The 26,145-nt window shown below is 70.2% G+C and carries 24 protein-coding genes, 1 tRNA gene and 1 other RNA gene; 16 read left to right on the forward strand and 10 right to left on the reverse strand.

Translation table 11 applies throughout. The features are described from left to right. Positions 1 to 269 precede the first annotated feature (269 nt). The 3 genes from OPF83_RS03485 (at position 270) to OPF83_RS03495 (ending at position 2,201) form a co-directional block, all read left to right on the forward strand. On the forward strand, positions 270 to 704 hold the full coding sequence (locus OPF83_RS03485) for a DUF3052 domain-containing protein (protein ID WP_264885815.1): 435 nt from the start codon (positions 270 to 272) through the stop codon (positions 702 to 704). 133 nt (positions 705 to 837) lie between these two features. Further along, positions 838 to 910, forward strand: a tRNA-Val gene (locus OPF83_RS03490). Between the two features lie 106 nt (positions 911 to 1,016). After that, complete coding sequence (locus OPF83_RS03495) at positions 1,017 to 2,201, forward strand: CobD/CbiB family cobalamin biosynthesis protein (RefSeq protein WP_264885816.1); 1,185 nt, start codon at positions 1,017 to 1,019, stop codon at positions 2,199 to 2,201. Here the strand turns inward: OPF83_RS03495 and OPF83_RS03500 are convergent. The 3 genes from OPF83_RS03500 to OPF83_RS03510 are packed head-to-tail and all read right to left on the reverse strand — an operon-like array spanning position 2,135 to position 4,349. Beyond that, positions 2,135 to 3,157 (reverse strand): SURF1 family protein, encoded by a 1,023-nt coding sequence (locus OPF83_RS03500; protein WP_264885817.1) that lies wholly within the window; start codon positions 3,155 to 3,157, stop codon positions 2,135 to 2,137. The genes OPF83_RS03495 and OPF83_RS03500 overlap by 67 nt on opposite strands. Positions 3,158 to 3,187: 30 nt before the next feature. Further along, entirely contained in the window at positions 3,188 to 3,691 is a 504-nt protein-coding gene (locus OPF83_RS03505; RefSeq protein WP_264885818.1) for a low molecular weight protein-tyrosine-phosphatase, read from the reverse strand. Beyond that, positions 3,681 to 4,349, reverse strand: a complete 669-nt coding sequence (locus tag OPF83_RS03510) for an HAD hydrolase-like protein (RefSeq protein WP_264885819.1) — start codon at positions 4,347 to 4,349, stop codon at positions 3,681 to 3,683. Before OPF83_RS03510 ends, OPF83_RS03505 begins: the two co-directional genes overlap by 11 nt. A gap of 139 nt (positions 4,350 to 4,488) precedes the next feature. Between OPF83_RS03510 and cobC the strand changes: the two genes are divergently transcribed. The 6 genes from cobC to OPF83_RS03540 all read left to right on the forward strand — a co-directional run bounded on the left by cobC (position 4,489) and on the right by OPF83_RS03540 (position 9,007). Continuing rightward, positions 4,489 to 5,565 (forward strand): Rv2231c family pyridoxal phosphate-dependent protein CobC, encoded by a 1,077-nt coding sequence (gene cobC / locus OPF83_RS03515; protein ID WP_375546202.1) that lies wholly within the window; start codon positions 4,489 to 4,491, stop codon positions 5,563 to 5,565. 2 nt (positions 5,566 to 5,567) lie between these two features. Beyond that, on the forward strand, positions 5,568 to 6,791 hold the full coding sequence (locus OPF83_RS03520; protein WP_264885821.1) for a Nif3-like dinuclear metal center hexameric protein: 1,224 nt from the start codon (positions 5,568 to 5,570) through the stop codon (positions 6,789 to 6,791). Between the two features lie 11 nt (positions 6,792 to 6,802). After that, positions 6,803 to 7,534, forward strand: coding sequence for a zinc ribbon domain-containing protein (locus OPF83_RS03525; protein WP_264885822.1), 732 nt, complete (start codon positions 6,803 to 6,805; stop codon positions 7,532 to 7,534). Beyond that, positions 7,531 to 8,238: a histidine phosphatase family protein gene (locus OPF83_RS03530; RefSeq protein ID WP_264885823.1), complete on the forward strand. Its 708-nt coding sequence runs from the start codon at positions 7,531 to 7,533 to the stop codon at positions 8,236 to 8,238. Before OPF83_RS03525 ends, OPF83_RS03530 begins: the two co-directional genes overlap by 4 nt. Positions 8,239 to 8,300: 62 nt before the next feature. Then, positions 8,301 to 8,729: RNase P RNA component class A (gene rnpB / locus OPF83_RS03535), an RNA gene on the forward strand. 107 nt (positions 8,730 to 8,836) lie between these two features. After that, on the forward strand, positions 8,837 to 9,007 hold the full coding sequence (locus OPF83_RS03540; RefSeq protein ID WP_264885824.1) for an SPOR domain-containing protein: 171 nt from the start codon (positions 8,837 to 8,839) through the stop codon (positions 9,005 to 9,007). Between the two features lie 69 nt (positions 9,008 to 9,076). On the opposite strand, the gene OPF83_RS03545 is transcribed toward OPF83_RS03540, so the two are convergent. Next, the gene (locus tag OPF83_RS03545; RefSeq protein WP_264885825.1) at positions 9,077 to 10,726 is read right to left on the reverse strand and encodes a CYTH and CHAD domain-containing protein; all 1,650 of its coding nucleotides are present in this window, start codon (positions 10,724 to 10,726) and stop codon (positions 9,077 to 9,079) included. 202 nt (positions 10,727 to 10,928) lie between these two features. On the opposite strand from OPF83_RS03545, the gene OPF83_RS03550 reads away from it, so the two are divergent. Continuing rightward, on the forward strand, positions 10,929 to 12,500 hold the full coding sequence (locus OPF83_RS03550; RefSeq protein WP_264885826.1) for an NAD(P)/FAD-dependent oxidoreductase: 1,572 nt from the start codon (positions 10,929 to 10,931) through the stop codon (positions 12,498 to 12,500). Positions 12,501 to 12,565: 65 nt separating this feature from the next. Then, the gene (locus OPF83_RS03555; RefSeq protein WP_264885982.1) at positions 12,566 to 13,384 is read left to right on the forward strand and encodes an SDR family oxidoreductase; all 819 of its coding nucleotides are present in this window, start codon (positions 12,566 to 12,568) and stop codon (positions 13,382 to 13,384) included. A 10-nt stretch (positions 13,385 to 13,394) separates the two neighbouring features. Here the strand turns inward: OPF83_RS03555 and pip are convergent, their stop codons facing one another. Together pip and panB are read right to left on the reverse strand one after the other, a co-directional pair. Further along, positions 13,395 to 14,342 carry a prolyl aminopeptidase gene (pip, locus tag OPF83_RS03560; protein ID WP_264885983.1) on the reverse strand — a complete coding sequence of 316 codons (948 nt, stop codon included), beginning with the start codon at positions 14,340 to 14,342 and terminating at the stop codon, positions 13,395 to 13,397. A 146-nt stretch (positions 14,343 to 14,488) separates the two neighbouring features. Then, positions 14,489 to 15,355 carry a 3-methyl-2-oxobutanoate hydroxymethyltransferase gene (panB, locus tag OPF83_RS03565; protein ID WP_264885827.1) on the reverse strand — a complete coding sequence of 289 codons (867 nt, stop codon included), beginning with the start codon at positions 15,353 to 15,355 and terminating at the stop codon, positions 14,489 to 14,491. A 278-nt stretch (positions 15,356 to 15,633) separates the two neighbouring features. On the opposite strand from panB, the gene glnA (OPF83_RS03570) reads away from it, so the two are divergent. The 4 genes from glnA (OPF83_RS03570) to OPF83_RS03585 all read left to right on the forward strand — a co-directional run bounded on the left by glnA (OPF83_RS03570) (position 15,634) and on the right by OPF83_RS03585 (position 21,181). After that, positions 15,634 to 16,974 carry a type I glutamate--ammonia ligase gene (gene glnA, locus OPF83_RS03570; protein ID WP_264885828.1) on the forward strand — a complete coding sequence of 447 codons (1,341 nt, stop codon included), beginning with the start codon at positions 15,634 to 15,636 and terminating at the stop codon, positions 16,972 to 16,974. A gap of 13 nt (positions 16,975 to 16,987) precedes the next feature. Next, a complete protein-coding gene (locus OPF83_RS03575) occupies positions 16,988 to 20,074 on the forward strand; it encodes a bifunctional [glutamine synthetase] adenylyltransferase/[glutamine synthetase]-adenylyl-L-tyrosine phosphorylase (protein WP_264885829.1) in 3,087 nt (1,028 codons plus the stop codon). 74 nt (positions 20,075 to 20,148) lie between these two features. Further along, on the forward strand, positions 20,149 to 20,511 hold the full coding sequence (locus tag OPF83_RS03580; protein WP_264885830.1) for a hypothetical protein: 363 nt from the start codon (positions 20,149 to 20,151) through the stop codon (positions 20,509 to 20,511). Between the two features lie 112 nt (positions 20,512 to 20,623). Further along, positions 20,624 to 21,181 carry a DUF732 domain-containing protein gene (locus OPF83_RS03585; protein WP_264885831.1) on the forward strand — a complete coding sequence of 186 codons (558 nt, stop codon included), beginning with the start codon at positions 20,624 to 20,626 and terminating at the stop codon, positions 21,179 to 21,181. Between the two features lie 20 nt (positions 21,182 to 21,201). Here OPF83_RS03585 and OPF83_RS03590 read toward each other — a convergent pair whose 3' ends face one another. Further along, the gene (locus OPF83_RS03590; protein ID WP_264885832.1) at positions 21,202 to 21,612 is read right to left on the reverse strand and encodes a hypothetical protein; all 411 of its coding nucleotides are present in this window, start codon (positions 21,610 to 21,612) and stop codon (positions 21,202 to 21,204) included. Positions 21,613 to 21,810: 198 nt separating this feature from the next. Then, positions 21,811 to 23,244: a type I glutamate--ammonia ligase gene (glnA, locus tag OPF83_RS03595; protein WP_264885833.1), complete on the reverse strand. Its 1,434-nt coding sequence runs from the start codon at positions 23,242 to 23,244 to the stop codon at positions 21,811 to 21,813. A gap of 219 nt (positions 23,245 to 23,463) precedes the next feature. Here glnA (OPF83_RS03595) and OPF83_RS03600 point away from each other — a divergent pair, with 219 nt between their 5' ends. Next, complete coding sequence (locus tag OPF83_RS03600; protein ID WP_264885834.1) at positions 23,464 to 23,952, forward strand: RDD family protein; 489 nt, start codon at positions 23,464 to 23,466, stop codon at positions 23,950 to 23,952. 199 nt (positions 23,953 to 24,151) lie between these two features. Here OPF83_RS03600 and OPF83_RS03605 read toward each other — a convergent pair whose 3' ends face one another. Together OPF83_RS03605 and lipA are read right to left on the reverse strand one after the other, a co-directional pair. Beyond that, positions 24,152 to 24,907, reverse strand: coding sequence for a DUF4191 domain-containing protein (locus tag OPF83_RS03605; protein ID WP_264885835.1), 756 nt, complete (start codon positions 24,905 to 24,907; stop codon positions 24,152 to 24,154). A gap of 191 nt (positions 24,908 to 25,098) precedes the next feature. Continuing rightward, positions 25,099 to 26,127 (reverse strand): lipoyl synthase, encoded by a 1,029-nt coding sequence (gene lipA, locus OPF83_RS03610; protein ID WP_264885836.1) that lies wholly within the window; start codon positions 26,125 to 26,127, stop codon positions 25,099 to 25,101. Between the last annotated feature and the right edge of the window lie 18 nt (positions 26,128 to 26,145).

The raw sequence follows: 26,145 nt of genomic DNA on the forward strand, positions 1-26,145 counted from the left end.
AACCCGGTGGGACCCCCATGCCCGTCGTGGTGCAGGGGCCGGGTCGGCAGCTCGCTCCGCGGGTGTGGGGCGGGGTGCGTTCGACCCGGATCGGGCCGCGTGTCGACCCGTGATCCCGATTGTGCCCCAAAGCGTGATGCGCGACACGCGGGTGAGGGCGGACGGGCGAAATAGGTGGTAGTCGTTTCCTCGCAGACCCGTCGCGGGTAGTGTTCCTGGTCAGCGAAGAACCGAACACATTTACCCGGATATGAGGGAGGAACACCACGGTGGTCGCCGCGGCGAACCAGCAGAGCGGAGCGGATCAGGTTTCTGGTCAGCTCGAACTGACGGAGGGCATGCTCGTTCAGGAGGTCGGATGGGATTCCGACTGTGACGAGTCGATCAGCGAGGCGATCGAGGATGCCATCGGATCAGAGTTGCTGGAGGAGGACACCGATGAGGTGGTCGACACAGTTCTCCTCTGGTGGCGGGAAGGTGACGGCGACCTGGTCGACCGACTCATGGACGTGATGTCGCCTCTGACCGACGACGGATCCGTGTGGGTTATCACCCCCAAGACGGGGCTGGACGGGCACGTCGAGCCGGCCACCATCGCCGAGTCGGCGCAGACGGCGGGCATGCTCCAGACCCGGACCGCCGCCCTCGGCGACTGGGCGGGCAGCCGTCTGACGCTCCGCAAGAACAGCACACCCCGCAAGTAGTCCCGTCCCGGGACGGGCGACCGGTAGCGGTGATCGCTCCCGGTCGCCCACCGGCAGCGGTGGGGTCGCCGTCGGTCCGATTGGTGGGTGCGCTACTCTCACCTGCACCGGCGGCTACCGTCCGCCGGACTCTGCGCGCGTAGCTCAGTGGTTAGAGCTCTGGTTTTACACACCAGCGGTCGGGGGTTCGAGTCCCTCCGCGCGCACTCATCGTCGCCGGCGAATCGTGCGACGCCGCGGCAGGTGATCCGGGGGTTGTCCGATGGGTACCGATCGTCGACGACCCGGCCGCGAGGGGAGTGGTGTCGAGCGATGACGACGACGACCACGACCACGACCACACCTCGTTCCACCCGCCGCTTCCGCGTAGATCTGCGAGACCGGGCGGTGGGCATCGTGGTGGGCGTGATCGCGGATGCGGTCTGTGCCGATCCCGCCCGTTTCCACCCGGTCGCCGGGCTCGGCACGGTCGCCGGGCTGCTCGATAACGCACTCCATCCGGCGGGTCCGCCACCTGGGGATCCTCCACCTGGGGATCCGGCACGTAAGGGTCCGACACGAGGTCGTGGGGGTCCGCTACCGGCGGTGTCGCCGGAGGGCGGCGCTCGTGTGGGCGGGTTCAGCAACCGCTCGCGGGGTGCCCTGTTGACGGCGATGGTGGTCGGAGGTGCGGCCGGAGGCGTGGCCGCCGCGCACCGCCTGGCCCCCGGTGGCTCGGTCGGGCGAATCGCCGTCACAGGTCTCACCGTGTGGTCGTGCCTCGGTGGGACGTCGCTGCTGCGGGTTGCCGCACGGCACGGCGACCTGCTCGCCGTGTCGGACATCGAGGCCTCGCGTGCACTGTTGCCGTGGCTGTGCGGACGCGATCCGTCCGTGTTGGACGAGGCCCAGTTGGCCCGGGCGGTGGTCGAGTCGGTCGCGGAGAACACGTCGGACGCCGTGGTGGCGACGTTGTTCTGGGGCGCTGTGGCCGGTCCGGCCGGCGCTGCCGCCCACCGGGCGGCCAACACCCTCGACGCGATGGTCGGGCACCGATCGGAGCGCTATGCGGAGTTCGGCTGGGCCTCCGCTCGCCTCGACGACGTGCTGGGCTGGCCCGCCGCCCGGCTGACCGGCGCTCTCACGGTCCTGCTGGCGCCGGTGGTGGGTGGACGTCCGTCGGCTGCCGTGCGGGCGTGGCGCCGGGACTCCCGCGCACATCCCAGCCCGAACGCCGGCGTGGTGGAGTCCACGGCCGCGGGAGCGCTCGGCGTGCGACTCGGTGGCACGACCCGCTACTCCTATGGTGTGGACGAGCGGCCCGTGATGGGTGAGGGGTCTGCTCCCGGACCCGAGGACATCGGCCGGGCGGTGCGCCTCATGCGGTGCGTCCACCTGGGAGCGGCGACGGTCGTCGTGGTCGGAGTCGTCGGCGTCCCGGGAGCGCGTGATCAGCTGCGGAGGCGGTCCGCGCGCCGGTGGGCGCGGCGCCTCTCGGCGTCGTCGCGGCTGCCGTAGCGGGCACGCATAGCCCGTTCGCGGGCGGCCGTGGCGTCCTCCTCCGGGGTCGAGGCGGGGCGATCGTCCGCCGGATCGGGGTCCACGCTGTCGGACCCGACTGCGCCGTGAGCCACGCCGTCAGCCGCACCCTGAGCCGCGCCGTCCGCAGCACCGTCGGCCGTCCCGTCAGCGGCGGCGTCCGCAGCACCGTCAGCCGTCCCGTCAGCGGCGGCGTTTTCCGCGTCGCGGCGACGGGCCTTGATCTCGGCCCAGGCGAAGTACCCCAGACCCGCCGGGGCGAGGATGCCGAACAGGAGCCACTGGAGTCCGTACGAGAGGTACGGACCGGCCTCGATCCCGGGGATCGGGACGGGCGCCAGGGAACCGGGCTGATCGCTGATCAGCTGCAGGTAACCGGCGTCCTCGAGGGGCTGATCGAGAGTCCGGCCGAGTACCGCGGGGTCGATCACCCGGACGGTCGGCTGGCCGTCGACGGTGACGGGTTCGGACTCGCCCGTCTCGGCCTTGCGGAGGCGAGCGGTGATCTCGACCTCCCCGCTGGGCGCCGCGGCGTAGTCGGGGACCGAGCCGGCCTCGCCGACGGGGACATGACCACGGTTGACCAGGTATTCGGTGCCGGAGTCGGTGGCGAAGGGGGTGAGGACCTGGTAGACGGGTGTGCCGTCGACCGATCGCAGGCGCAGCAGCGCTTCGGATTCCGGACGCCACTGCCCCGAGACGGTGACGAGCCGCCATTCGTGGTCGGTGAAATCCAGCGGGCTGTTCACGAGCTGGTCGACCGGGGCGGGGGCGGCCTCGATGGCCGTGGCGATCCGGTCATTACGGGCCTGGAGATCGTCGCTCTTGTCGAGCTGCCACGGGGCGAGCAGGGCGAAGCAGGCCCAGGCGAAGAGGATCACGGTGATCACGCCCAGGATCCATCCCGGGGTCAGGAATCGCCTCAGATTACGCATGTCACCAGAGTATCCGTCGCCGTGTCGCGGCTATCCCAGCAGGTCGCGCACCTCGGCGACCAGTCCGGGCAGGGCGGCGTCGACCTGCTCCCGGGTGCGGGTGAAGCCGGACCGGTCGCCGTAGTAGGGGTCGGCCACGTCGAGTCCGTCGGCGTCCGGGTCGAAGCTCCGCAGGAGCCGGACCCGGTCGGGGTCCACGCCCTCGTCCAGCAGGTGGGTCCGGTGGCCGCTGTCGAGTGCCACGAGGAGATCGGCGTCGTGGTCGGCCTCGGACAGTTGGGCGGCGGTGTGTGTGCTGTCGAAACCGTGGGCCTCGAGCTCGGCCGCGGCCCGGTGATCCATCCCGTCGCCGACATGCCAGCCGCCGGTGCCCACGCTGGAGACGGTCACCCGCTCGCCGAGGCCCGCGTCGGCGAAGGCCCGTCGCGCCATGGAGTCGGCCATGGGGGAGCGGCAGATGTTGCCCGTGCACACGAACACCACCCGCACGCGGTTCTCATCCGGGTGCGGGGCCCCGCCCTGGTCATGCGCCACGGATGATCTCCTCCAGCTCGGTGGTGTCGACCACGGCCCAGCGTGCGTCGCCCCATTCCTCGGGCCGGCCGTAGCCCCACTTCACGAGTGCGGTGTCGATCCCGTACCGCGCCGCGCCCTCGACGTCGTGCTCGCGGTCACCGATCATCAGTGCCCCTCCGGTGCCGCCCTCTGTGGCCGGGACGGCGGGGATGCCGAGCGCGGAGAGCGAGTGCGCGATCACGTCCGCCTTGGCGAGCCGACCCACGGACAGGTCGGCGCCGCCGATTAACTCGAACGGCGCGGTGAGGTCGAAGTGGGCGAGGATCCTCCGTGCGGCATCCTGGTCCTTGCTGGTGGCCACGGCCATCCGGTAGCCGTCGGTGGCGAGTCGGTCCAGGAGCGAATCCATGCCGGTGAACACGGCGTTCTCGAGCCACCCCACTTCGTCGTAGCGCTCGCGGTAGGCGGCCAGCGCGCGGTCCAGGTCCCCACCGGCGAGGCCGAGCGACGCGAGCGTCTCGGTCATGGGTGGACCGGCGATCGACCGGATGTCACGGGTGTCGTCCCAGCTGCCACCCACCGCCTCGAGGGCGTGGTGGAGGGAGCGGGAGATCCCGGTGAGGGAGTCGGTGATGGTGCCGTCGAGATCGACGAGGAGAACAGGTCGGTCGGCCATGCCGCCATCCTCCCAGAACTGCGGTGGACACATCCGAGGGGTGGAGCTGGGCGTGGGTGGAATGTGGCGTGGGGTGGAGAGTGGTGTGGCTGAAGTGTGGCGCTGGTGATGGCCGTCCTAGGCTTCGGGGGTGAGTGAACTGGACTGCCGCGCTGGTACGGCCGCCGCGGAATGGGAAGACCTGCGTCACCACGGCGACGCCGACCTGGTGCCCGGGGCGCTGGACTTCGCCGTCAACGTGCGCGGGTCACAGCCGCCGGCGTGGTTGCGGGACAGGATCGCCGCGCGCGTCGCCGACCTGGGTGGTTACCCCGGTGGTGACGACGACGAGGCTGCGGTCGCCGCCGTCGCCGCCCGTCACGGGGTCGGCGGTGATCGCGTCCTGCTGCTCGGCGGCGCCTCGGAGGGGTTCCACCTCCTCGCCGGCCACGCCGCCAGGAACTCCCTGCGGGCCGCCGTGGTGCATCCGTCGTTCACGGAACCGGAACTCGAACTCCGGCGCGCGGGCGTGGCCGTGGACAGGGTGCTGCTGCCCGAGCCGTTCCGTCTGGACCCTGCTCTCGTGCCGGTGTCGGCCGGTCTCGTCGTCGTCGGCAACCCCACCAACCCCACCTCGGTTCTCCATCCGCGCGACACCCTCGCGGCGTTGTGCCGCGAGGGCAGGGTGACGGTCGTCGACGAGGCGTTCTGCGACGTCGTGGACGACGAGGCCGGGCACACCCTCGCCGGGAGGGACCTGCCGGGCCTGGTGGTCCTGCGCTCGCTCACCAAGACCTGGGCGGTGGCCGGGCTGCGCGTCGGCTACGCGGTGGGGGATCCGGAGGTCCTGGCCGACCTCGCCGCGCACCGGCCGCACTGGCCGCTGGGCACGCTCCAGCTCGAGGCGATCCGCGCCTGCGTCGGGCCCGAGGCCGACGGGCACCTGGCGGCGATCACCGCGCAGGTCCGTGCAGAGCGCGGGGAGATGGTGACGCGGCTGAGGTCCGCCGGGATCACCGTGGCGGTGGAACCCGAGGCGCCGTTCGTGCTGGTCCGCACGCCGGCCGGCGTGGACCCGGAGGAGTTCCGGCGCGGGCTGCTCCGTCGCGGGGTCGTGCCGCGGCGCTGCGACACCTTCCCCGGGCTGGACGCCACCTACCTGCGGCTCGCGGTGCGGCCGGGCACGATGGTGGACGAACTCGTCCGCGCGTGGCGGGCACAGGCGGAAGGGGAGTGACAGTGACGAGCGGGACCAGCGGGACCGGCAGCACCACCGGGGACGGTGCCGCCACCGGGGCCACCACCCTCGGCGAGATCATCGCGCTGCTCGAGGAGGCCTACCCGCCGCGGCTGGCCGAGTCGTGGGACCGCGTCGGTCTGGTCGCGGGAGACCGGTCCGCGCCCGTGCGGACGGTCGTGGTGGCCGTCGACGCCACCGACGCGGTGGTCGAGCACGCACTGTCGGCCGGCGCCGATCTGCTCCTGGTGCACCACCCGCCGCTGATGAAGGGCGTCCACTCCGTCGCCACGGACACCCCCAAGGGGCGGCTGCTGCACCGTCTCATCGCCGGCGGCTGCGCCCTGTACGCCGCGCACACCAACGCCGATTCCGCGCGGCCCGGCGTCAACGACGCGCTCGCCGAGGCACTCGGCCTGGCCCCGGGCCGTCCGCTGGTTCCCAGCGGTGACGGCACCGTGGACCGGTGGGTGGTGACGGTGCCCCACAACGACGACGACGTGGACGCACTCCTGTCGTCCGTGTTCGCGGCAGGGGCGGGGCGCATGAGCGGCTACACCGAGTGCTCCTTCTCGGTGGCCGGCACCGGACGGTTCCGGCCGGGGAGCGGCACGAACCCCACGATCGGCTCGGTCGGCGAGCCGGAGTCCGTCGAGGAGCTCCGCGTGGAGTTCGTCGCCCCGCCCGAGCTGCGATCGGCGGTGCGGCGGGCGGTGATCGAGGGGCACCCGTACGAGGTGCCCGCCATGGACGTTCTCGTCAACCACGCCGGCCCCGGCCCCGGCCCCGGACCCGGTGCCGGGGACACCGGGCTCGGCCGGGTGTGCGAGCTCGAGGAGCCACTGACCCTGGCGGAGTTCACCGAGCTCGTCGCCGAGCGGCTGCCCGCCACGACGTGGGGGGTGCGAGCGGCGGGGGATCCGGAGGCGCTCGTCCGGCGGGTGGCCCTGTGTGGGGGCTCGGGGGACTCGCTGCTGGGCGCCGCCCGGGCGGCGGGGGCCGACGTCTATATCACCGGTGACCTGCGCCACCACGTGGTGGACGAGCACCTCCGGGAGGGCGGGCCGATGGTCGTGGACGCCGCGCACTGGGCACTCGAGTTCCCATGGTGTGCGCAGGTCGCGGGCCTGCTCGCCGAGCGGGCGGGCGTCGAGGCGATGGTCTGCGACCTCAGGACGGACCCGTGGACGGTCGCCGCGGGGGGAGAGCGCCGGCCGCGGCGGTAGTCTTGACGTCCATGAAGGCCGATCCCCAGCTCCAGCGTCGACTCGTCGACCTCGCCGACCTCGACATCCGCCTGAGCGGGCTCGCGCACCGGCGGCAGGAGCTCCCGGAGCAGGCGGCGCTCGACGAGCTCGAGGCCGAGCGCCGCTCCGCCGCCGAGTCGGCCGCGCGTGCCTCCATCCAGGTGGAGGACCTCGACCGGGCCATCGCCAAGCTGAAGTCGGACCTGCAGGCCGTGCGCAAGCGCCGCGCCTCCGACTCGTCGATGCTCGGCGCCGGTGGGCTGTCCGAGCGGCAGAGCACCGAGCTCGAGTACGAGCTCGGCTCGCTCGCCCGCCGGGAGGAGAACCTCGAGGCGGAGCTGGCCGAGCTGGACGAGCGCCACAGTGCACTCTCGGCGGACGTGCAGCACTCCGGGGACATGGTGTCGGACCTGGACGCACGGATCGCGACCGCGGTATCCGAGCGGGACGTGGCGCTGGCCGATCTCGAGGACGCCGTCACCGCCGCGCTGGCCGAGCGTGCCCGCGAGGCAGGGGAGTTGCCCGAGGATCTCCTGGCGCTCTACACGCGTAGCGCCGAGTCGGCCGGCGTGGGTGCGGCGACCCTCAACGGCAACCGGTGCACGGCGTGCGCCATGGACCTGGACCGCAGCAGCGTGTCCTCGCTCCGCGCCGCCGCGGCCGACGAGGTCGTCACCTGTCCCGAGTGCGGAGTCATCGTGGTCCGCACCGCCACGTCGTGACCGGCAACTCGGCGACCGGCGGAGCGCCGTCCGGCGGTTCGGCAACCGGCGGGGCACCGAGCGGAGCGCCGGGCTGGACCGGTGCCACCGGACGCCCGACCCGGATCGTGCTCGCCCGCCACGGCCAGACCCCGCTCTCGGTGGACCGCCGCTACTCCGGCCAGGGCGATCCCGAGTTGACCGCGCTGGGCCGCGAGCAGGCGGAGCGGACCGCGCAGCGACTCGCGTCGGTGCCGCACCTGGCCGCGGTGGTCTCGTCCCCGCTGCGCCGGTGTCTGGCCACGGCCGAGCGCACCGCAGCGGCCGCCGGCGTGCCCCTGATCGTCGAGGACGACCTCATCGAGACGGACTTCGGCACGTGGGAGGGCCTGACGTTCCGCGAGGCCGCCGACCGCGACCCCGACATGCACTCGCGCTGGATGTCCGACACGAGCGTCGCCCCTCCCGGCGGGGAGAGTTTCGCGACGGTCCGCGAGCGCGTCGAGCGTGGGCTCGGCCGTATCGTCGAGGAACGACCGGGCGGTGTCGTCGCCGTGGTCTCCCACGTCACGCCGATCAAGCTCGCGATCCGCGCCGGCCTGGGCGCCGGCGACGAACTGTTGTTCCGCCTCCACCTGGACCTCGCCTCGGTCTCCGACGTGCGCTTCTACTCCGACGGCCCGACCTCGGTCCACCTGGTCAACGACACCTCGCATCTCGCCTGAGACCCTGCGTCGCGGCGGGAATGGGGGATCGCCGGACCGAGGGGATTAGACTGGCCGGCGAACGAGCCGGTCGGACGGCTGCGGGACGGGGACCATCGCCCGGTGGCGACAGGCCCGCCTCCCGAGGAAAGTCCGGACTCCACAGAGCAGGGTGGTTGCTAACGGCAACCCGGGGTAACCCGCGGGATCAGTGCCACAGAAAATAAACCGCCACGCCCTCGGGCGCGGTAAGGGTGAAACGGTGCGGTAAGAGCGCACCAGCACCCCGGGTGACCGGGGTGGCTGGGTAAACCCCACCCGGAGCAAGGTCGAAGGTCGCATCGCCAGCGGTGCGACTGCGCGGATGACGTGCAGTGATGCACACGAGGGCTGCTCGCCCGAGTCCGCGGGTGGACCGCTCGAGGCACCCGGTGACGGTGTGTCCAGATGGATGGTCGTCGCCCGCCCGTCACGGGCGGGTACAGGATCCGGCTTACAGGCCGGCTCGTTCACTCACAGACTCCCGCTTCGCCCCGTCGCGCGACGCGTCAGCTGGCTAGGCTTGTCATGCCCGCACGCGAGCGCGATCTCGCGTGCCCCGCAGCGAAGGAGACCGGACATGTCAGACGGCCAGTGGTACTACGACGTCGCCACGGGCGAGGCCACCCAGGGCAAGGTCACCGGGTGGGAGAACCGGATGGGGCCGTACGCGACTCGCGGCGAGGCGTTGGCGGCGCTGGAGAAGGCCAAGGCGCGTAACGAGGCGTGGGACGCCCAGGACGACGACTGACCGCCATCCCGCGTGGGCGAGCGCCGTTCAGTGCGAGCGCCGTCCTGCTCGGGCGAGGCGGGCGAGGCGTCAGTGACCGCGCTTCTTACCGCCCTTGCCGCCCTTACTGCTGCGGCGGCGAGTCGCCCGACGGGATTCCGAGAGTTCGCGGTAGGCGGCGGTGACCGTCGCGGCATCGGCCTCGAACCCGGCCAGCGCGCGCTCGGAGAATCCCCGCTCGTGCTCGAACAGCACGCCGAAACCGAACGTCGATTCACCGGCCGCCTCGGCACGCCGGACGATCCGACGGATCCACTGCCGGGCGGTCACGCTGTCCTGCACCTCGCCCAGCACGGTGTGCAGGCGCTGGCAGGCGGTGCGCAGCGGCGCCACACTGAGGTCGCCACGGTCGGGGAGCGAACCGACGTTCCGGCGGAGGGACTTGGCGCGTTTGCGCACGACGTGGGTGAGTTCCTCACGCTGGGCCAGGGTGAGGTCGAGCGAGGCCAGGTCCCGTTCGGTGCGCGTGCGGACCTTGGTGAACTTCGCGAACTGCCGGTCGATGCCCCGGAGCACCAGGTCTGTGGCCTCTCGCTGCTGCTTCTTGGTCTGCTTCACAGTCCCGGACGGGGCGCCTGACCCGGCGTCCCCGGCGAGGCGGCCTGCCCCGGGCGCGGTGCCGGCCACGCTCAGCAGGTCGTGGAGACCGTCGATCAGGTCGAGGTACCGGTCTGAACCCAGGGCGGCGGTCACGCGCTCGCCGGCCCGCTTCTCCTCGAAGTCGAGCTCGGTCCGCAGTCGGGCCCGCGTCTGCGCGCTCACCACATCCTCGGGGTACTCGGCCGCGATCGTCTCGAGTCGCTCGGCGACCACCTGGATGTCGCGGACCTTGCCCAGTACCGCGGCGAGCACCTTGAGCTCGTCCAACAGTGACGGCAGGTCGATGTCCGTGTCCGCGGTCTCGGCCTCGAGCTCGGCGGCGTACGTGCCGATGGTGCTGCGCAGGCCTCGTACGGCGACGCGCACCTGGTGGACACCGGTCATGGTCACGCGCCGCGCGGCCGGATCGTGATCGAGCAGCTGGCGCAGGTCCTCGCCGAGTGCGTCGCGGACCGGCGAGACCCCCCGGTCCCACAGGTCGGGGACCGGGCCCACGGCGCGGGCGAGTTTGGACGACGACGACGAGACCTCGGCCCCTGCGGCGACGCATGCCGCGGACGCCGCGGCCAGGGCCTCACCCGCGTGCGGCAGTGTCGGGTCGACGATTTCGGTCTCCCATTCCCGCCATCCCGACTCGGTGTCGTGCACGTGCGAGCACGTGGTCACCCGGTCGTCGCAGAACTCGACGACGGCCGTCCCGTCGGCATCGCGCAGCAGGGTCACCTGTCGGCGGTTGTCGATGCGGGCGATGGGGGTCAGGTCGCGGCGACGGACCACCCCGGCCACGGCGGCGACCAGCGACTCGGGGATCTCGTCGCCGAGCGGGGCCCGGAGTTCGGTGCGACCGTCCTTGCCGGGGAGTTTGAGGTGCCAGCCCTCGTCGGTCCCGCCGGTGCGACGGCGCAGCGTGATCTTGTGCCGGGTGAGCGAGAGGTCGGCGGTGTCGTAGTAGACCGCCGACAGGTCGTGCTCGACCGGGGGATCCGCGACGAGTGGGGCGAAGGACTCGGCGGAAGGGGGCAGGGTATCTGCTCCGACCTCGAACTTGCTCTCCACCTCGAGGCTCTCACTGATCGACATGACCTGGTTCTACCAGGCTCTGGTGAACGCGGCGCGGCACCTCACCCCTGTATCTCCTTACCTGCGGGTAACGTCTAGGTGGTTCCGATCACACGACGCCCTCGCCGGGCGAGACGATCGGCGTACGCAGACCGTGACATCCGTGGGCGAAGACACCGTGGTATCCGCGGGAGAAGGCACAGTGACATCCGGGGGAGAAGACATGCGACAGAACAGAACCGTCGACACACTGGTGGTGGGTGCCGGTTTCTCCGGCCTGGGCGCTGCCATCCGGCTCACACAGGAGGGGTTCGACGACCTGGTGGTCCTCGAACGCGGGTCCGACGTGGGCGGTACCTGGCGGGACAACACCTACCCCGGTGCCGCGTGCGACGTGCCCTCGCACCTTTACTCGTACTCGTTCGCCCTCAACCCCGGGTGGTCACGGGCCTTCTCGCCGCAGGGCGAGATCTACGACTACATCCGTTCGGTCGCCCACGAGTCCGGGGTGCTCGACAAGATCCGTTTCGGCGTGGAGGTCACCGCAGTCGAGTTCGACGCCGAACGCGAACGCTGGACCGTCGAGACCGACGCGGATACCTACGACGCCCGCGTCGTGGTGCTGGGGGTCGGGGCGCTGTGTGAGCCCAAGCTGCCGGAGATCGACGGGATCGACGAGTTCTCAGGGCAGGTCTTCCACACCGCTCGCTGGGATCACCGGACGGTGCTGGCGGGCAAGAGGGTCGCGGTGATCGGCACCGGCGCCTCGGCCATCCAGGTGGTGCCCTCCATCGCCGGACAGGTCGAGCATCTGGACGTCTACCAGCGCACCGCGCCATGGATCCTGCCGCGTATCGACCGGACCTACTCGGAGACCGAACGCGCCGCCTATCGGAAGATTCCCTGCCTCCAGCGCGCGGTGCGGGCACTGCAGTACGCGAGCCGCGAATTCCAGGTGGTCGGGCTGACCCGCAGTCGCGCGGCGCTGACGCCCATCCGCCTCATCGGCCGCGCTCACCTGGCGATGCAGGTACGGGACCGACGGCTGCGCGAGGCGGTGACTCCCACATTCGAGATCGGCTGCAAGCGGATCCTGCTGTCCAACACGTGGTACCCGACGCTGTCGCGGGACAACGTCGACCTGGTCACGTCGCCGATCGAGCGGGTCACCGCGGACGGGATCGTCACGGCCGACGGTGTCGATCACCCCGCCGACGTCCTGGTGGTGGCCACCGGCTTCCACGTCACCGACTCACCGTTCTTCGAGCGTGTCCGCGACGCGGCGGGACGGACCCTGGCGGACAAGTGGGCCACCGACGGCATGGAGGCCTACAAGGGCACCACGGTCTCGGGATACCCGAACCTCTTCGTGCTGGTGGGACCGGCCACAGGTCTGGGGCACTCGTCGATGATCTACATGATCGAATCGCAGTTGAACTACTTGGCGAGCGCCATGGAGACCATGCGCGAGCGTGGGCTGCAGACCGTCGATGTCCGCGAGGCCGTGCAGGGCGCCTACAACGCGGCCCTGCGCGCGGACACCAATGAGACCGTGTGGACCTCCGGCTGCGCGAGCTGGTACCTCGACGCCAAGGGCAACGCACCGGCCGTCTGGCCCGACTTCACGTTCGCCTATCGGGGGCAGACCCGGGAGTTCGACCTGAGTGCCTACCGCCGCACCGCGGCCGCTGACGCGGTCGCCACCGTCTCAACAGACGATCCGGACACCCCGGAGGTCGACGTGGTCCCCGCTGCCGCGGCAGCGGAGAAGTCCGGGCAGGTGAACCAGCAGTGAACCGTCTCATCGCGTCCACGACCGACACGCTCGGCGGGCTCCTGGGCCGCCGACCCCGCTGGCGGATGGACGGCCGCGTCGTCGTCGTCACCGGTGCCGGATCCGGGATCGGCCGCGAGCTCGCCCGCGAGGCCGCCCGGCGCGGCGCCCGGTTGGCCCTGTCGGACGTCGATGTGGACGGGCTCGCCCGGACCGTCGAGCTCGCCCGCGGCGACGGCGCCACCGACGTGTACTCCCAGCGGCTCGACGTGACCGAACAGGCCATGGTCGCCGAGTACGCCGGCGTGGTCGCCGAGCACTTCGGCGAGGTGAACCTGGTGATCAACAACGCGGGCATCGCGTTCACCGGCCGCGTCGAGGAATCGGGGTACAAGGACATCGCGCGCGTCATGGACGTGGACTACTGGGGCGTCGTCCACGGCACCAAGGAATTCCTCCCGCACCTCATCGCCTCGGGCGACGGACACCTCGTCAACATCTCCAGCATCTTCGCGATCCTGTCCGTGCCCACGCAGAACGCGTACAACGCCGCCAAGGCCGCGGTGCAGCAGTTCACCGAGTCTCTACGGATGGAGATGCTCGCCGCCGGCCACCCCGTCGACGTGAGCTGCGTCCACCCCGGAGGCATCAAGACGGCCGTCGCCCGCAATGCCGGAGCGGCCGAGGGGCTGGACAGCAAGGACTTCGCGGCGGTCTTCGACGAGAAGTTCGCCCGCACCGAGGCCTCCACCGCGGCACGGGTGATCCTCGACGGCGTCGAGCGGCGTCGCGCCCGGATCCTCGTCGGACCGGACGCCTACGCGATCGACGCCCTCGTCCGTCTCTTCCCGACCGCCTACCAGCGGGGGACCGTGGCCATGACCCGGCGGTTCGGCGTGGTCTGACGCCCGACGGTCAGGGGCGGAACCGGTCCGTGGCCTGGAGCAGGAGATGGGTGATTCCCGGCTCGGCCATCGCGTGCCCGGCGTCGGGGACGATGTGTAGCTCCGACCCCGGCCACGCAGCGTGCAGCTCCCACGCGTTGGTCACCGGGCACACCACGTCGTACCGGCCGTGCACGATCACCGCCGGGATGCGGGCGATGCGGTCCATCCGATCGAGGATCGCCCGACCGGTGAGGAACGAGTCGTGGGCGAAGTAGTGGTTCTCGATCCGGGCGAACGCCACTGCGAAGCGGTCGCCGACACCGTCGGAGTCGCCCGAGCCATCGGAGGCCGCGCGGGGGAGCAGCTGCGACGTGGACGTCTCCCACGTGGTCCACGCGCGGGCCGCCTCGAGTTCGATCGCCGCGTCACCGCAGTGCAGTAACCGGTGATAGGCGGCCACGTGGTCGTATTCCGGAGCACGCACGGCGTCAGCGCCGTCGGCGGCGATCAGCGGGGCGCGGTAGCCCTCCCACACGTCCGGGAACAGGTGCGCCGCGCCGCCGCGGTAGAACCAGTCGATCTCCTGAGGCCGGCACAGGAAGATCCCCCGCAGCACCAGTCCGCGGACGCGGTCGGGGTGCTCCTGCGCGTATACCAGCGCGAGCGTCGACCCCCAGGACCCGCCGAAGACGAGCCACTGCTCGATTCCCAGGTGCTGGCGTAGCCGCTCCAGGTCAGCGACGAGGTGCCACGTGGTGTTGACCGAGAGATCGGCGCCGTCGGCGATGTGCGGGGTGCTGCGGCCGCAGCCCCGCTGATCGAACAAGATGATCCGGTAGACCGACGGGTCGTACATCCGCCGGTGCGCGGGACTGGTCCCGCCGCCGGGCCCGCCGTGGACGAAGACCACGGGCGTGCCGTCCGGGTTGCCGGAGCATTCCCAGTACAGCCGCTGGCCGTCGCCCACGTCGAGCATCCCGGTCTCGTACGGTTCGAGCGCCGGATACGGCGCCCGGCCCGGGGCATCCATGCCCTTCGGGACGAGGGGGCCGGGCCGGTCGACTCCGGGCTGGTCGCCTTCTGGCTGGTCGCCGCCCGGACGGACGTCGCCGGAACCGGTCATCAGAACGAGTGCTCCGGGCCGGGGAAGGCGCGCGATCGGACCTCGGTGCCGTACTCACGCGCAGCCTCGCGGAGACTGTCGGCCAGCTGGGTGTACTGCTTGACGAACTTCGCAGTGCGGCCGCCGGTGCCGTGGCCCGCCATGTCCTGCCACACCAGCACCTGTGCATCGCAGCCGTTGCCGGCGCCGATACCGACGGTGGCGATCTCCAGCTCGGCAGTGACCTCGGTGGCCAGGTCGGCGGGCACCATCTCCATCACGACGGAGAACGCGCCGGCCTCCTGGACCGCGCGTGCGTCGGCGCGGAGCTGCTCGGCGGCGTCGCCACGGCCCTGGACGCGGAAGCCGCCGAGGCCGTTGACGGACTGCGGCGTGAAACCGATGTGGGCCATCACGGGGATACCGGCGTCCACGATCGCGCGGATCTGCGGGGCTATGCGCACACCGCCCTCGAGCTTGACCGCCTGCGCACCACCCTCCTTCATCATGCGGATGGCGGCCTCGACCGCCTGCGTCGGCGAAGCCTCGTAGCTGCCGAAGACCAGATCGGCCACGACGAGCGCCTTGGGGGCGCCCCGGGTGACGGCCCGCACCAGCGGGATCATCTCCGCCTCGGTCACCGGCACCGTGGTGTCGTAGCCGTACACGACGTTCGCGGCCGAGTCGCCCACCAGGAGCACGGGGATACCGGCGTCCTGGAACAGGCGGGCCGAGACGAAGTCGTAGGCGGTGAGCATAGGCCAGGGCTCGCCCTTGGCCTTGAGCTCGGCGAGATGGTGGATGCGCGTGACCCGCGTCAGGCCCTGCGAGGTGGAACCCGACTCCGGGCTCGACCCGTAGACCGGGGTGTCAGCGGATTCGGTCATGGTGGTGTGGCCTTCCTTTTCTTGACCTCGAGGCCGGCGGTGCGCCGGTCCCCGGGTGGACCAGGGGGCGATGACGTGCGGGGGAGGAGTCCCCTCGACACCGTGGACGAGTCTGCCACGCACCTGCGCGCGGTTCGATGAGAGTGGCGGACGCCACTCCTCAGCCACACCCGTGCGGACTCCGGCGGTACGCCGGGAGCCTTCGTGAGACGTCGCGTCGGGCGGCGCGGGGTGGGATGTCACACGGACGTCATATGGCAGGCACTAGGTTGGACGGCATGAACCGCCAGCAGGAGTACGTTCTCAGGACCCTCGAAGAACGCGATATCCGGTTCGTCCGGCTCTGGTTCACGGACGTGCTCGGCACGCTCAAATCAGTCGCCGTCGCCCCGGCCGAGCTCGAAGGCGCCTTCGGCGAGGGCATTGGCTTCGACGGGTCCGCCATCGAAGGATTCTCCCGGGTCTCCGAGGCGGACACGGTCGCCAAACCGGACCCGTCGACCTTCCAGGTACTTCCTTGGGCGCATGACGACGGCGGCCAGCATTCCGCCCGCATCTTCTGCGACATCTTCAACCCGGACGGCAGCCCCAGCTGGGCCGACCCGCGCCACGTCCTCCGTCGCCAGCTCAACAAGGCGGCCGACCTCGGCTTCTCCTGCTACGTGCACCCCGAGATCGAGTTCTTCCTCTTCCACAGCCTCGACACCGATGGCGCCGAGCCGGTGCCCACCGACAACGGCGGGTACTTCGACCAGGCCGTGCACGACACCGCACCCCACTTCCGACGCCACGCGATCGAGGCGCTGGAGGCGATGGGGATCTCGGTGGAGTTCTCCCACCACGAGGGCGCACCCGGCCAGCAGGAGATCGACCTGCGGTACGCCGACGCGTTGAGCATGGCGGACAACATCATGACCTTCCGGTACATCGTCAAGGAGGTCGCGATGAACAACCGTGTGCGGGCGTCGTTCATGCCCAAGCCGCTGCGCGACCACCCGGGTTCCGCGATGCACACCCACATGAGCTTGTTCGAGGGCGACACCAACGCGTTCCACGACCAGGACGACGAGTATCAGATGTCGGCCACCGCCAAGTCATTCGTGGCGGGCATTCTCACGCACGCGCCGGAGTTCTCCGCGGTGACCAACCAGTGGGTCAACTCCTACAAGCGACTCATCGGCGGCGGTGAGGCACCGACGGCGGCCACCTGGGGCCGGGCCAACCGCTCGGCACTCGTCCGCGTGCCCATGTACACGCCCAACAAGGCCTCGTCGCGCCGGATCGAGGTCCGCAGCCCGGACTCGGCCTGCAACCCGTACCTCGCGTTCGCGGTGATGTTCGCCGCGGGCATCAAGGGCGTCGAGGAGGGCTACGAGCTCCCGCCGGAGTCCGAGGACGACGTGTGGACCATGAGCCGCCGCGAGCGTCGCGCGATGGGCTACACCGACCTGCCGGGTAGCCTCGAGCAGGCACTGGACGCGATGGAGGAGTCCGAACTCGTCGCCGAGGCGCTGGGCGAGCACGTCTTCGAGTTCTTCCTCCGCAACAAGCGGCGGGAATGGCGTGACTACCGCAGCGACGTGACGCCGTTCGAGCTGCGCAACTACCTCAGCCTCTGACGGGACCCGGAGCGTGAGCGCAGACTCCTCCCGCCGCAGGATCCCCAGCCCAGGGAGACTCGGACTCCTCGACGACCGGGCCCGTGAATGGCTCGACTACCTCGGATTGACCGGTGACGACGAGGTGCCGGTCCTGTGGGCACTGTCCCGCGCGCCGGACCCGGATCTCGCGTTGGGTGCGATGGTCCGGCTGCGTGAGTCGCTCGCCGAGGTGTCCCACGCGCGCAGCGCTACAAGACCGGGCGGGCCGGACAGCGGCGTCGCGGCCCTGGACGCGACACTGCGTGACGACCCGCAGGTGCGGGCACGACTTCTCGCCCTGCTTGGCTCCTCCAGCGCGCTGGGGGACCACCTCGTGGCCAAGCCCTGGCGCTGGACACTGCTCCGGGAGTCCCTGCCCACTCGCGAGGACGTGCTGGCGGACATGCTCGGCGCGGTGGACGCCACTCCTGAGACCCCGGTCGACGACGCGCCCGAGCCGTCCCAGACCGAGGACCTGCGCACCGCCGGGACCTACCGGGCCGGGATCACCGGCGGCGCCGCCGTCAACGTCCTGCGCTCGGCCTACCGGGACCACATCGCGCTCCTCGCCGCGCACGACCTCGCCTCGACGGTCGAGGCCGACGAGCCCGCGCTGGAGTTCGGGGAGGTCGGCCGTCGACTCGCCGACCTGGCTGACGCCGCGCTCACCGCAGCACTCGCCGTGGCCGTGACGACCGTCTATCCCGATTCACCGATGCCGGCGCGTCTGGCCGTGGTGGCGATGGGCAAGGGCGGTGCCCGCGAGCTCAACTACATCTCGGACGTCGACGTGATCTTCGTCGCCGAACCCGCGGACGCCCGCACCACGCGGGTCGCAGGCGAGATGATGCGCATCGGCTCGATGGCCTTCTTCGAGGTGGACGCCGCACTGCGTCCCGAGGGCAAGGCCGGCGAACTGATCCGGACCCTCGAGTCCCATGTGGCCTACTACAAGAGGTGGGCCAAGACCTGGGAGTTCCAGGCCCTGCTCAAGGCCCGCCCGATGACCGGCGACCTCGCCCTGGCTCAGGCGTACCACGACGCGGTCAACCCCATGGTGTGGACCGCCTCGGAGCGGGACGACTTCGTCCACGACGTCCGGGCCATGCGGCGACGCGTCGAGGAGAACGTGCCCGAGGTCCTCCGTGAACGTGAGCTCAAGCTCGGCCGCGGTGGACTGCGTGACGTGGAGTTCGCCGTCCAACTCCTGCAGATGGTGCACGGCCGCACCGACGAGACACTGCGCGTCACCAGCACTGTCGAGGCACTCGGCGCGCTGCGCGCCGGAGGCTACATCGCCCGCGAGGACGGGGCCGAGCTCGTCTCCGCGTACGAGTTCCTGCGCCTGCTAGAGCACCGCCTCCAGCTCCAGCGTTACAAGCGCACCCACCTCCTGCCCGAGGACGGCGACGACGAGGCCTACCGCTGGTTGGCCCGCGCCGCCGACATCCGCCCCGAGATGCCCCGCAACGCGACCGAGGTCCTGCTCCGGAACCTCGTGGATGTCCGCAAGAGGGTGCGGCGACTGCACTCGAAGCTGTTCTACCGGCCCCTGCTGGACTCGATAGCCTCCTACGATGCCGAGGCGCTCTCGCTCAGTCCGGAGGCGATGGAGCGGCAGCTCGGCGCGCTGGGCTTCGGCTCGCCCCGCAACGCGCTCGGTCACCTGCGGGCGCTGGCGGGACAGAACAACCGACGCGGCCGCATCCAGGCACTGCTCCTGCCGACCTTCATGGAATGGCTCGCCGACACCCCGGACCCGGACGCCGGACTGTTGGCCTACCGGCGCCTGTGCGAGGAACACGAGGAGGTCACCTGGTTCCTGCGCACCCTGCGGGACGACAGCATCGTGGCGCGACGCCTCGTCCAGGTCCTGGGCACCTCCGCGTTCGTGGCGGAGTTGCTCATGCGCAATCCCGAGGTGATCCCGGACCTCACCGACGGCGCCGAGGGGCCGCTGCTCATGGCCGCGCAGGTCTCCGACATCGCCTCCGCGCTCACCGCCTCGGCGGCCCGCCACCGCACCCCGGAGAAGGTGATCGCGGCGGCGCGGTCGCTGCGCCGTGCGGAACTGGCCCGGATCGGCGTCGCCGACGTGCTGAGGATGATCTCCGTGCCCGACGTCGGACGTCGCCTGACCGCGGTGTGGAAGGCGGTGCTCGAGGCCGCACTCGCCTCCGTCGTGCGTGACATGATGCCGGATGACGGCGTCCAGCCGGCCGGTCTCGCCTATATCGGCCTGGGCCGACTCGGTGGCAACGAGCTGTCCTACGGGTCGGACGCGGACGTGCTGATCGTGTGCGACCCGACCGACGGCGTCCCGGAGGAGGACGCTCTCAAGTGGGCGACGCAGGTGGCCGAACGGGTCGGGAAACTGTTGTCCTCGCCGTCGTCGGATCCTCCACTTGACCTCGACACCGACCTGCGGCCCGAGGGCCGCAACGGTGCCCTCGTGCGTACCCTCGCGTCGTTCCGCGCGTACTACTCCACGTGGGCCGAGACCTGGGAACTCCAGGCGTTGCTCCGCGCGTCCTTCGCCGCGGGCGACGCGGACCTGGGCCTGGATTTTCTCCACATGATCGACGAGTTCCGCTATCCGGCGGACGGGGTGCCACCCAGGACCGTGCAGGAGATCCGACGGATGAAGGCGCGGATCGACTCGGAGAGACTCCCACGCGGCGCAGATCCGTCGACTCACACCAAACTCGGCCGCGGTGGCCTGGGAGACGTGGAATGGTGCGCCCAGCTGCTCACGATGCAGCACGCCGCACACGAGCCCGGGCTGCACACCACGTCCACGGTGGAGGCCCTCGACAACGCGGTCGCGGCGGGGTACCTGCTCGAGGAGGACCACGAGGCACTGGTCCAGTCGTGGCTCATGGCCGGACACGCCCGCAACGCGCTCGTGTTGGCCCGCGGCAAGTCCGTCGACCAGCTCCCGGCCCAGGGGAAGATCCTGGACGCGGTGGCGTCGATCTGCACCGGATCCTCCGACGGACACGAGTTCCTCAACGAGTACCTCCGCGTCACCCGCCACGGTCGCAAGGCCGTGGACCGTGTGTTCTGGGGAGAGAGCTGAGCGGCAGCGGGTCAGGGGAGAGACCAGGGTCATCACCGATGCGCGCGCGTCGCACCCGGCGATAACCTGGCCACATGCCTGTCACCATGAACCTCACCCTCACCCTCGACGGAGTCACCTACGGCGATCTGTACGAGTTCGTCGACGCCGTCCGCGCCGCCGGCGTCCCCGCGGACGAGCGCGTCCGATGCCTCGGTTCCGACGAGCGGGGGGACCGCTTCGAGATCGACCTGGGGCCGGACCGTCGCCGCTCAGGCTCCGCGCGCGCCGCGTCGAAGGCCCTCGCCGACACCACGGCCGACCCCACCCCGCCCCAGGCCACCACCACCCCGACGGTCGCGTCGGTCGCCGAGACGGTCCGATCGATGGTCCGAAACGGTGATGACCTGGACCGCGTGATCGCGGCGCTGGGGGACCTGCGCAAGTTCCTGCGGTGACGTGAGGAGCCTCCCAGCCCGTACCGTTCGCGTGCACAGGAGGGATCTTCTGGGACTGCAGGAACCAGCACGACTTCACACCGACCCCGTCGGGTGACCTACCATGCGCACCATGAGTTCACGCGCGCGTCTTCTCGCCTCCGGATCGGTCGCCGTCGCTCTCGCCGCGGTCCTCGCGGGATGCGGGGGCGCCACGGTGGACGGTGAGGCCCCCGAGGTCTCGAACGAGGGATCGACCATGTCCACCTCGTCGTCCACCCCCTTCGCGGAGGAGCGGCCGGAGAAGCCGACGGAACCGGTCCCACCGCCGCCGGTGCAGTCCCCGGCACCTGAGCCGCTTCCCGGGGAGCCGGAACCGCTTCCGGCTCCTGAGCCGGAGACCGGGCCCGCCCCGGCGCCTGATCTCGACGTCCCGCAGCCTCCGCCTGCGGCGCCCGGGGACGGGGACTTCCTCGCCCTGATGGAGTCGAGTGGTGTCGTCCTGCCCGAGGGTATGGATCCGGTCGCCACCGCACACGAGGCATGTGGCCGGTTCGACGGTGGGCAGCAGATGGACGAGGTGTCGGGCTGGCTCGGCGAGGCCGGACGCCTGGATCCGGATGGCCAGGGGTACTTCCTCGGCGCGGCCGTCACGACCTACTGCCCGGGGAACATCGCCAAACTGGGCTGATCTCCGCCGGCCTGTGCCGGCTACCAGTCGATCTCGCCGAGGACGCCCTTGCGGCGGAGGATCTCCGTCTCCCGTTCCTCGGCCGCTCTGGTCTCCTCTGCCCGTTGCCTGACTCGCTCGGCCATGGCGTCGGCCTCGACGTCCGCCAGGAGCGCCTGGAGTCGGTCCTTCTCCTCGCGGACGGTCTCCACCGTGGTGTCGAGTGCGACGAGTTTCCTGGAGCCCGCAGTCGCGTGGAGGAACGGATTCCGTTCGACGATCATGTGGGCCTCCTCGGGATCGAGGACCCGGGACAGTTTGAGCCACACGGGGTAGCCCTGTCCGTTAACTCCCACCTCGGGTCCGTGTTCCGGATCCAGTGCGGCGGCCACGACCTTGAGCGGCCGGGCCCGCGGAGAGGTGCTCCGGAAGTCGATCTCGTCGGCGTCCATCGTGTGTCCGCTCCTTCCAGCGCTGCCCGTCAGACGTCGGAGTCCCTGCCGGCCCACAGCACGAGGGGCCTTCCCGTCCCACCGTAGGCATTCGGCGTGCCGTCTGGACGGTTTAGGAGATTCCCTGACGACGAAACCCGCGTCCCTCTCGCCAGGCGAGGTGAACGCGGGTCTCAGGGTCGTGCCGAGAGCAGGAGATCAGCAGTCGTAGTAGAGCTCGAACTCGTGCGGGTGCGGGCGGAGGTTGACCGGGGCGATCTCCTTCTCGCGCTTGTACGAGATCCAGTTCTCGACGAGGTCCTCGGTGAACACGCCACCCTCGGTCAGGTACTCGTGGTCGGCCTCGAGGCGGTCGATCACTGCGGGCAGCGAGGTGGGCGCCTGCGGGATATCGGCGGCCTCCTCCGGCGGGAGCTCGTAGAGGTCCTTGTCGACCGGCGCCATCGGCTCGATCTTGTTCTTCACGCCGTCCAGGCCGGCCATCATCATCGCGGCAAACGCGAAGTACGGGTTGCCTGAGGAGTCGGGGCAGCGGAACTCGATGCGCTTGGCCTTGGGGTTGTTGCCCGTGATCGGGATCCGGACACACGCCGAGCGGTTGCGCTGTGAGTACACGAGGTTGATCGGGGCCTCGTAGCCCGGGACGAGCCGGTGGTACGAGTTGATCGTGGGGTTGGTGAACGCCAGCAGCGATGGCGCGTGGTGCAGAATGCCGCCGATGTAGTAGCGGGCGATGTCGGACAGCCCCGCGTAGCCGGACTCGTCGTGGAACAGCGGCTTGCCGTCCTTCCACAGCGACTGGTGGGCGTGCATGCCCGAGCCGTTGTCGCCGAAGAGTGGCTTGGGCATGAACGTGGCCGACTTGCCGTTCTTTCGGGCGGTGTTCTTGACGATGTACTTGAACAGCTGGACGTCGTCGGCAGCGTGCAGCAGGGTGTTGAACTTGTAGTTGATCTCCTGCTGGGCGCCGGCCACCTCGTGGTGGAACCGCTCGAGTTCGAAGCCTGCGTTGGTGAGGTTGGTGGACATCTCGTCGCGCAGGTCGACGAAGTGATCGTACGGGGCGACGGGGAAGTACCCGCCCTTCTCGCGGACCTTGTAGCCCAGGTTGGGCGAGCCGTCGGCCTCCTGGCCGGCGCCCGTGTTCCAGTTGCCGGCGATCGAATCGACCTCATAGAAACCGTGATTCGTCCCGGAGCCGTAGCGGACGGAGTCGAACACGAAGAACTCGGCCTCGGCCCCGAAGAAGCACGTGTCGGCGATGCCGGTGGAGAGCAGGTACTCCTCGGCCTTGCGGGCGACGTTGCGCGGGTCGCGGCTGTAGGCCTCGCGGGTGAACGGGTCGTGGACGAAGCAGCTGATGTTGAGCGTCTTGGCCTTGCGGAAGGGGTCGAGACGGGCCGTCGCGACATCCGGCAGGAGCATCATGTCGGACTCGTGGATCGACTGGAACCCCCGGATGGAGGAGCCGTCGAAGGCCAGGCCGTCCTCGAACATGTCCTCGTCGAACGCCGCTGCGGCGATCGTGAAGTGCTGCTCGTTACCCGGCAGGTCGGTGAACCGGATGTCGACGTATTCGACGCCTTCGTCCTTGACGTACTTGATGACCTCGTCCGGCGTGGAGAATGCCACGATTCGCTCCTCGTCTCTGAAGTGCGACGGAAAACCGGTGTCTCCCGTCGTGCGGTGACCTCACGATATGGGCGCGGTGTTGCCCGGCAGTCAACCGAATGTTTCGCTCGTGTTACACGATGGACCGGGTTCCACTCGTACCCAACGCACCCAGCCTAGTCCGGTCGCGGCGTCAATCTCGGAGATGGGGATTCGCGGGGGCCCGGCTACCCTGGGACCATGCGTGACATTGCGGGTTCGTGGCTGTCAGGACCGTCCTCCTCCGGGGTGGGACCCGGACAGGAGTTCAAGGGTGAGCGTATGGGGATGCCCCGGGACGGCGAGGGTTCCATGGCCTCACTCGGTGTCCGCATGGGCGCTCTCGCCGTGGACTGGCTGCTGGCGTACGCACTCGTCGGGATCATCGTGTCGTTCACCAGTCCGGGCGGGTTCGGTGGTGACGAGTTCACGCAGGCCATCAGCTGGGCAGTTCCCCTCACCTGGGGCGTGATTGGCGTGGTGTGTGTCTGGCTGTTCGCCCAGACCCCCGGTCAGGCACTCCTCGGTATCGGCACGGCGCGGATCGACGCGGACGAGCGCGTGGGATTCGTGCGGGCGCTGGTACGCGTCGTCTTCATCTTCTTCCTGATCCCACCGCTGATCCAGGACGAGGACGGCCGCGGGATGCACGACAGGGCCACCGGAACCGCACTGATCCGCACCCGATGACCTGATCCGGGTCCCTCGGTCGGACGTGGTTTCCGCTGAGCCGGAGCCACGCGGTGGCACCGGAGTCGCACGGTGGCAGCCACCCAATGGCACCTGTCGGGACAAAGACGCCGAGAGCGTTCCGACCAGGCCCCGCGGGGACGATCGGAACGCTCTCGGCGATACCTCGTGAGTCGGGTCGAGCCCGAGCTGCCTCGCGTCAGCCGCGGCGACGGGCGCTGCGCTGGACGTTGCGTACCTTGGCGCCCTTGGGAACCGGGCCCTTGGGCATCTGCGACTGGACGCTGGTCTTGGTGCTCAGTGCACGAAGCCGCGTGTCCAGGGCGTCGACCTTCTGGCGGCTGATGTTCATCGGGTACTTGGAGAGTCGACGGTTGAGCTTCTTCAGCGGGACCTGCTCAGGGGTGGTGCCCTCCTCGTCGCCCACGATCAGCTCGTAGATCGGGGTATCGCCGACGACCCGGGCGGCCTTCTTCTTCTCCTGAGCCAGGAGCGGCGCGACGCGATGGGGCTGGCCCTCACCGACGAGAACGATGCCGCAGCGTCCCACGACCCGGTGGACTGCGTCGAAGCTGGTGGTCGCGGATACCGCCTGCGTGACGCGCCAGCCCGAGCGGAGTTGATCGAGTGCCCACGCCGCCGCGCCCGGCTGTCCCTCGGCCTTGGCGTAGACGGTCTTCTGGATTCGCTGCGAGAAGATCGCCATGGCGGCCATGACGCCGACCAGGACGCCCAGAGGCAGCATCCACCACTCGCCACCCCAGAGCTTTCCGATGAGGAAGAACACCACGGCGGCAAGGACGACCGCACCGATCATCAGCGGCCACAGGAGCTTGTCCTGCTTGGACTGGATCTTCAGCGCCTCCCACATCTGGCCACGCTGTTCCTTGCCCGCCTGCCGCCGAGCGGCCCGGGCCTCCTTCTTCTGCGCCTTGGTGAGCTCGCTCTTCGCCATGCCCATCAGGATACGTGGCTCACGCCACGGTCAGAGAACCGCGGTACGAGCTGGGGGTGGAGTGCTGTAGCAGCCTCCTCGGCGCGTGCCCGCAGAGTGCTCGGCGGGGCGCCGCAGGCTGTTCGGTGGGGTGCCCGTGGGGTGGTTGGCGGGGAGCCCGCCGGACTACCGGCCACGGGTCGACGTTGCTGTCAGGCCCGTGCCCGGAGGCGACTCTCCTCACGCGCGAGGACACGCGAGGCCTCCTGCGACGCGGACCCTTCCGCGGTCAGATGCTGCAGATGCGCGGGAACGTCTTGACCGCGGTGCTCGAGGGCCTGGACGTAGAGCCGACCGGCGCGGTACGACGACCGGACCAGGGGGCCTGCCATGACGCCGGCGAAGCCGATCTCCCGGGCCTGGTCGGACAGGTCGACGAACTCCTCCGGCTTGACCCACCGGTCGATCGGGTGGTGGAGCGGGCTCGGGCGCAGGTACTGCGTGATGGTGAGGATGTCGCACCCCGCCGAATGCAGGTCGCGCATCGCGTCGACGATCTCGTCGGTGGTCTCGCCCATGCCCAGGATCAGGTTGGACTTGGTGACCAGGCCGAAATCACGGGCCGCGCGGATGACCTCGAGCGAGCGATCGAACCGGAACGCCGGGCGGATGCGCTTGAAGATGCGAGGGACGGTCTCCAGATTGTGAGCGAGCACCTCGGGACGGGACTCGAACACCTCCGCCAGCTGGTCGGGGTTCCCGTTGAAATCAGGGACCAAGTTCTCGACACCCGTGTTCGGGTTGAGCTCGTGGATCTTGCGGACCGTCTCGGCGTACAGCCAGGCTCCGCCGTCGGGCAGATCGTCACGCGCGACGCCGGTGATCGTCGAGTAGCGCAGGCCCATCTCACGGACGGATTCGGCCACACGACGCGGCTCGTCGCGATCCAAAGCCGTGGGCTTGCCGGTGTCGATCTGGCAGAAGTCACACCGGCGCGTGCACTGCTCGCCGCCGATGAGGAAGGTCGCCTCCCGGTCTTCCCAGCACTCGTAGATGTTGGGGCAGCCTGCCTCCTCGCATACGGTGTGCAGACCGCCGGTACGGACGAGGCCCTTGAGCTCCTTGTACTCCGGCCCCATGGTGGCGCGGGTGCGGATCCAGGAGGGCTTGCGTTCGATCGGGGTCTCGGCATTACGGGCCTCGATACGAAGAAGCTTGCGGCCCTCAGGAGTAACAGTCACGTCGACAACCCTACGCGC

Origin of the sequence: Dietzia sp. NCCP-2495, from assembly GCF_026011735.1 — a bacterium.
GTDB lineage: Bacteria > Actinomycetota > Actinomycetes > Mycobacteriales > Mycobacteriaceae > Dietzia.

Excerpts from the sequence above, each read along its gene's own strand:
- OPF83_RS03495 (WP_264885816.1), top strand. The coding sequence starts at position 1,017 with ATGACGACGACGACCACGACCACGACCACACCTCGTTCCACCCGCCGC.
- OPF83_RS03500 (WP_264885817.1), bottom strand. The coding sequence starts at position 3,157 with ATGCGTAATCTGAGGCGATTCCTGACCCCGGGATGGATCCTGGGCGTG.
- OPF83_RS03510 (WP_264885819.1), bottom strand. The coding sequence starts at position 4,349 with ATGGCCGACCGACCTGTTCTCCTCGTCGATCTCGACGGCACCATCACC.
- OPF83_RS03525 (WP_264885822.1), top strand. The coding sequence starts at position 6,803 with ATGAAGGCCGATCCCCAGCTCCAGCGTCGACTCGTCGACCTCGCCGAC.
- OPF83_RS03540 (WP_264885824.1), top strand. The coding sequence starts at position 8,837 with ATGTCAGACGGCCAGTGGTACTACGACGTCGCCACGGGCGAGGCCACC.
- OPF83_RS03545 (WP_264885825.1), bottom strand. The coding sequence starts at position 10,726 with ATGTCGATCAGTGAGAGCCTCGAGGTGGAGAGCAAGTTCGAGGTCGGA.
- OPF83_RS03550 (WP_264885826.1), top strand. The coding sequence starts at position 10,929 with ATGCGACAGAACAGAACCGTCGACACACTGGTGGTGGGTGCCGGTTTC.
- OPF83_RS03555 (WP_264885982.1), top strand. The coding sequence starts at position 12,566 with ATGGACGGCCGCGTCGTCGTCGTCACCGGTGCCGGATCCGGGATCGGC.
- pip (WP_264885983.1), bottom strand. The coding sequence starts at position 14,342 with ATGCTCGACGTGGGCGACGGCCAGCGGCTGTACTGGGAATGCTCCGGC.
- panB (WP_264885827.1), bottom strand. The coding sequence starts at position 15,355 with ATGACCGAATCCGCTGACACCCCGGTCTACGGGTCGAGCCCGGAGTCG.
- glnA (WP_264885828.1), top strand. The coding sequence starts at position 15,634 with ATGAACCGCCAGCAGGAGTACGTTCTCAGGACCCTCGAAGAACGCGAT.
- OPF83_RS03580 (WP_264885830.1), top strand. The coding sequence starts at position 20,149 with ATGCCTGTCACCATGAACCTCACCCTCACCCTCGACGGAGTCACCTAC.
- OPF83_RS03585 (WP_264885831.1), top strand. The coding sequence starts at position 20,624 with ATGAGTTCACGCGCGCGTCTTCTCGCCTCCGGATCGGTCGCCGTCGCT.
- OPF83_RS03590 (WP_264885832.1), bottom strand. The coding sequence starts at position 21,612 with ATGGACGCCGACGAGATCGACTTCCGGAGCACCTCTCCGCGGGCCCGG.
- OPF83_RS03600 (WP_264885834.1), top strand. The coding sequence starts at position 23,464 with ATGCGTGACATTGCGGGTTCGTGGCTGTCAGGACCGTCCTCCTCCGGG.
- OPF83_RS03605 (WP_264885835.1), bottom strand. The coding sequence starts at position 24,907 with ATGGCGAAGAGCGAGCTCACCAAGGCGCAGAAGAAGGAGGCCCGGGCC.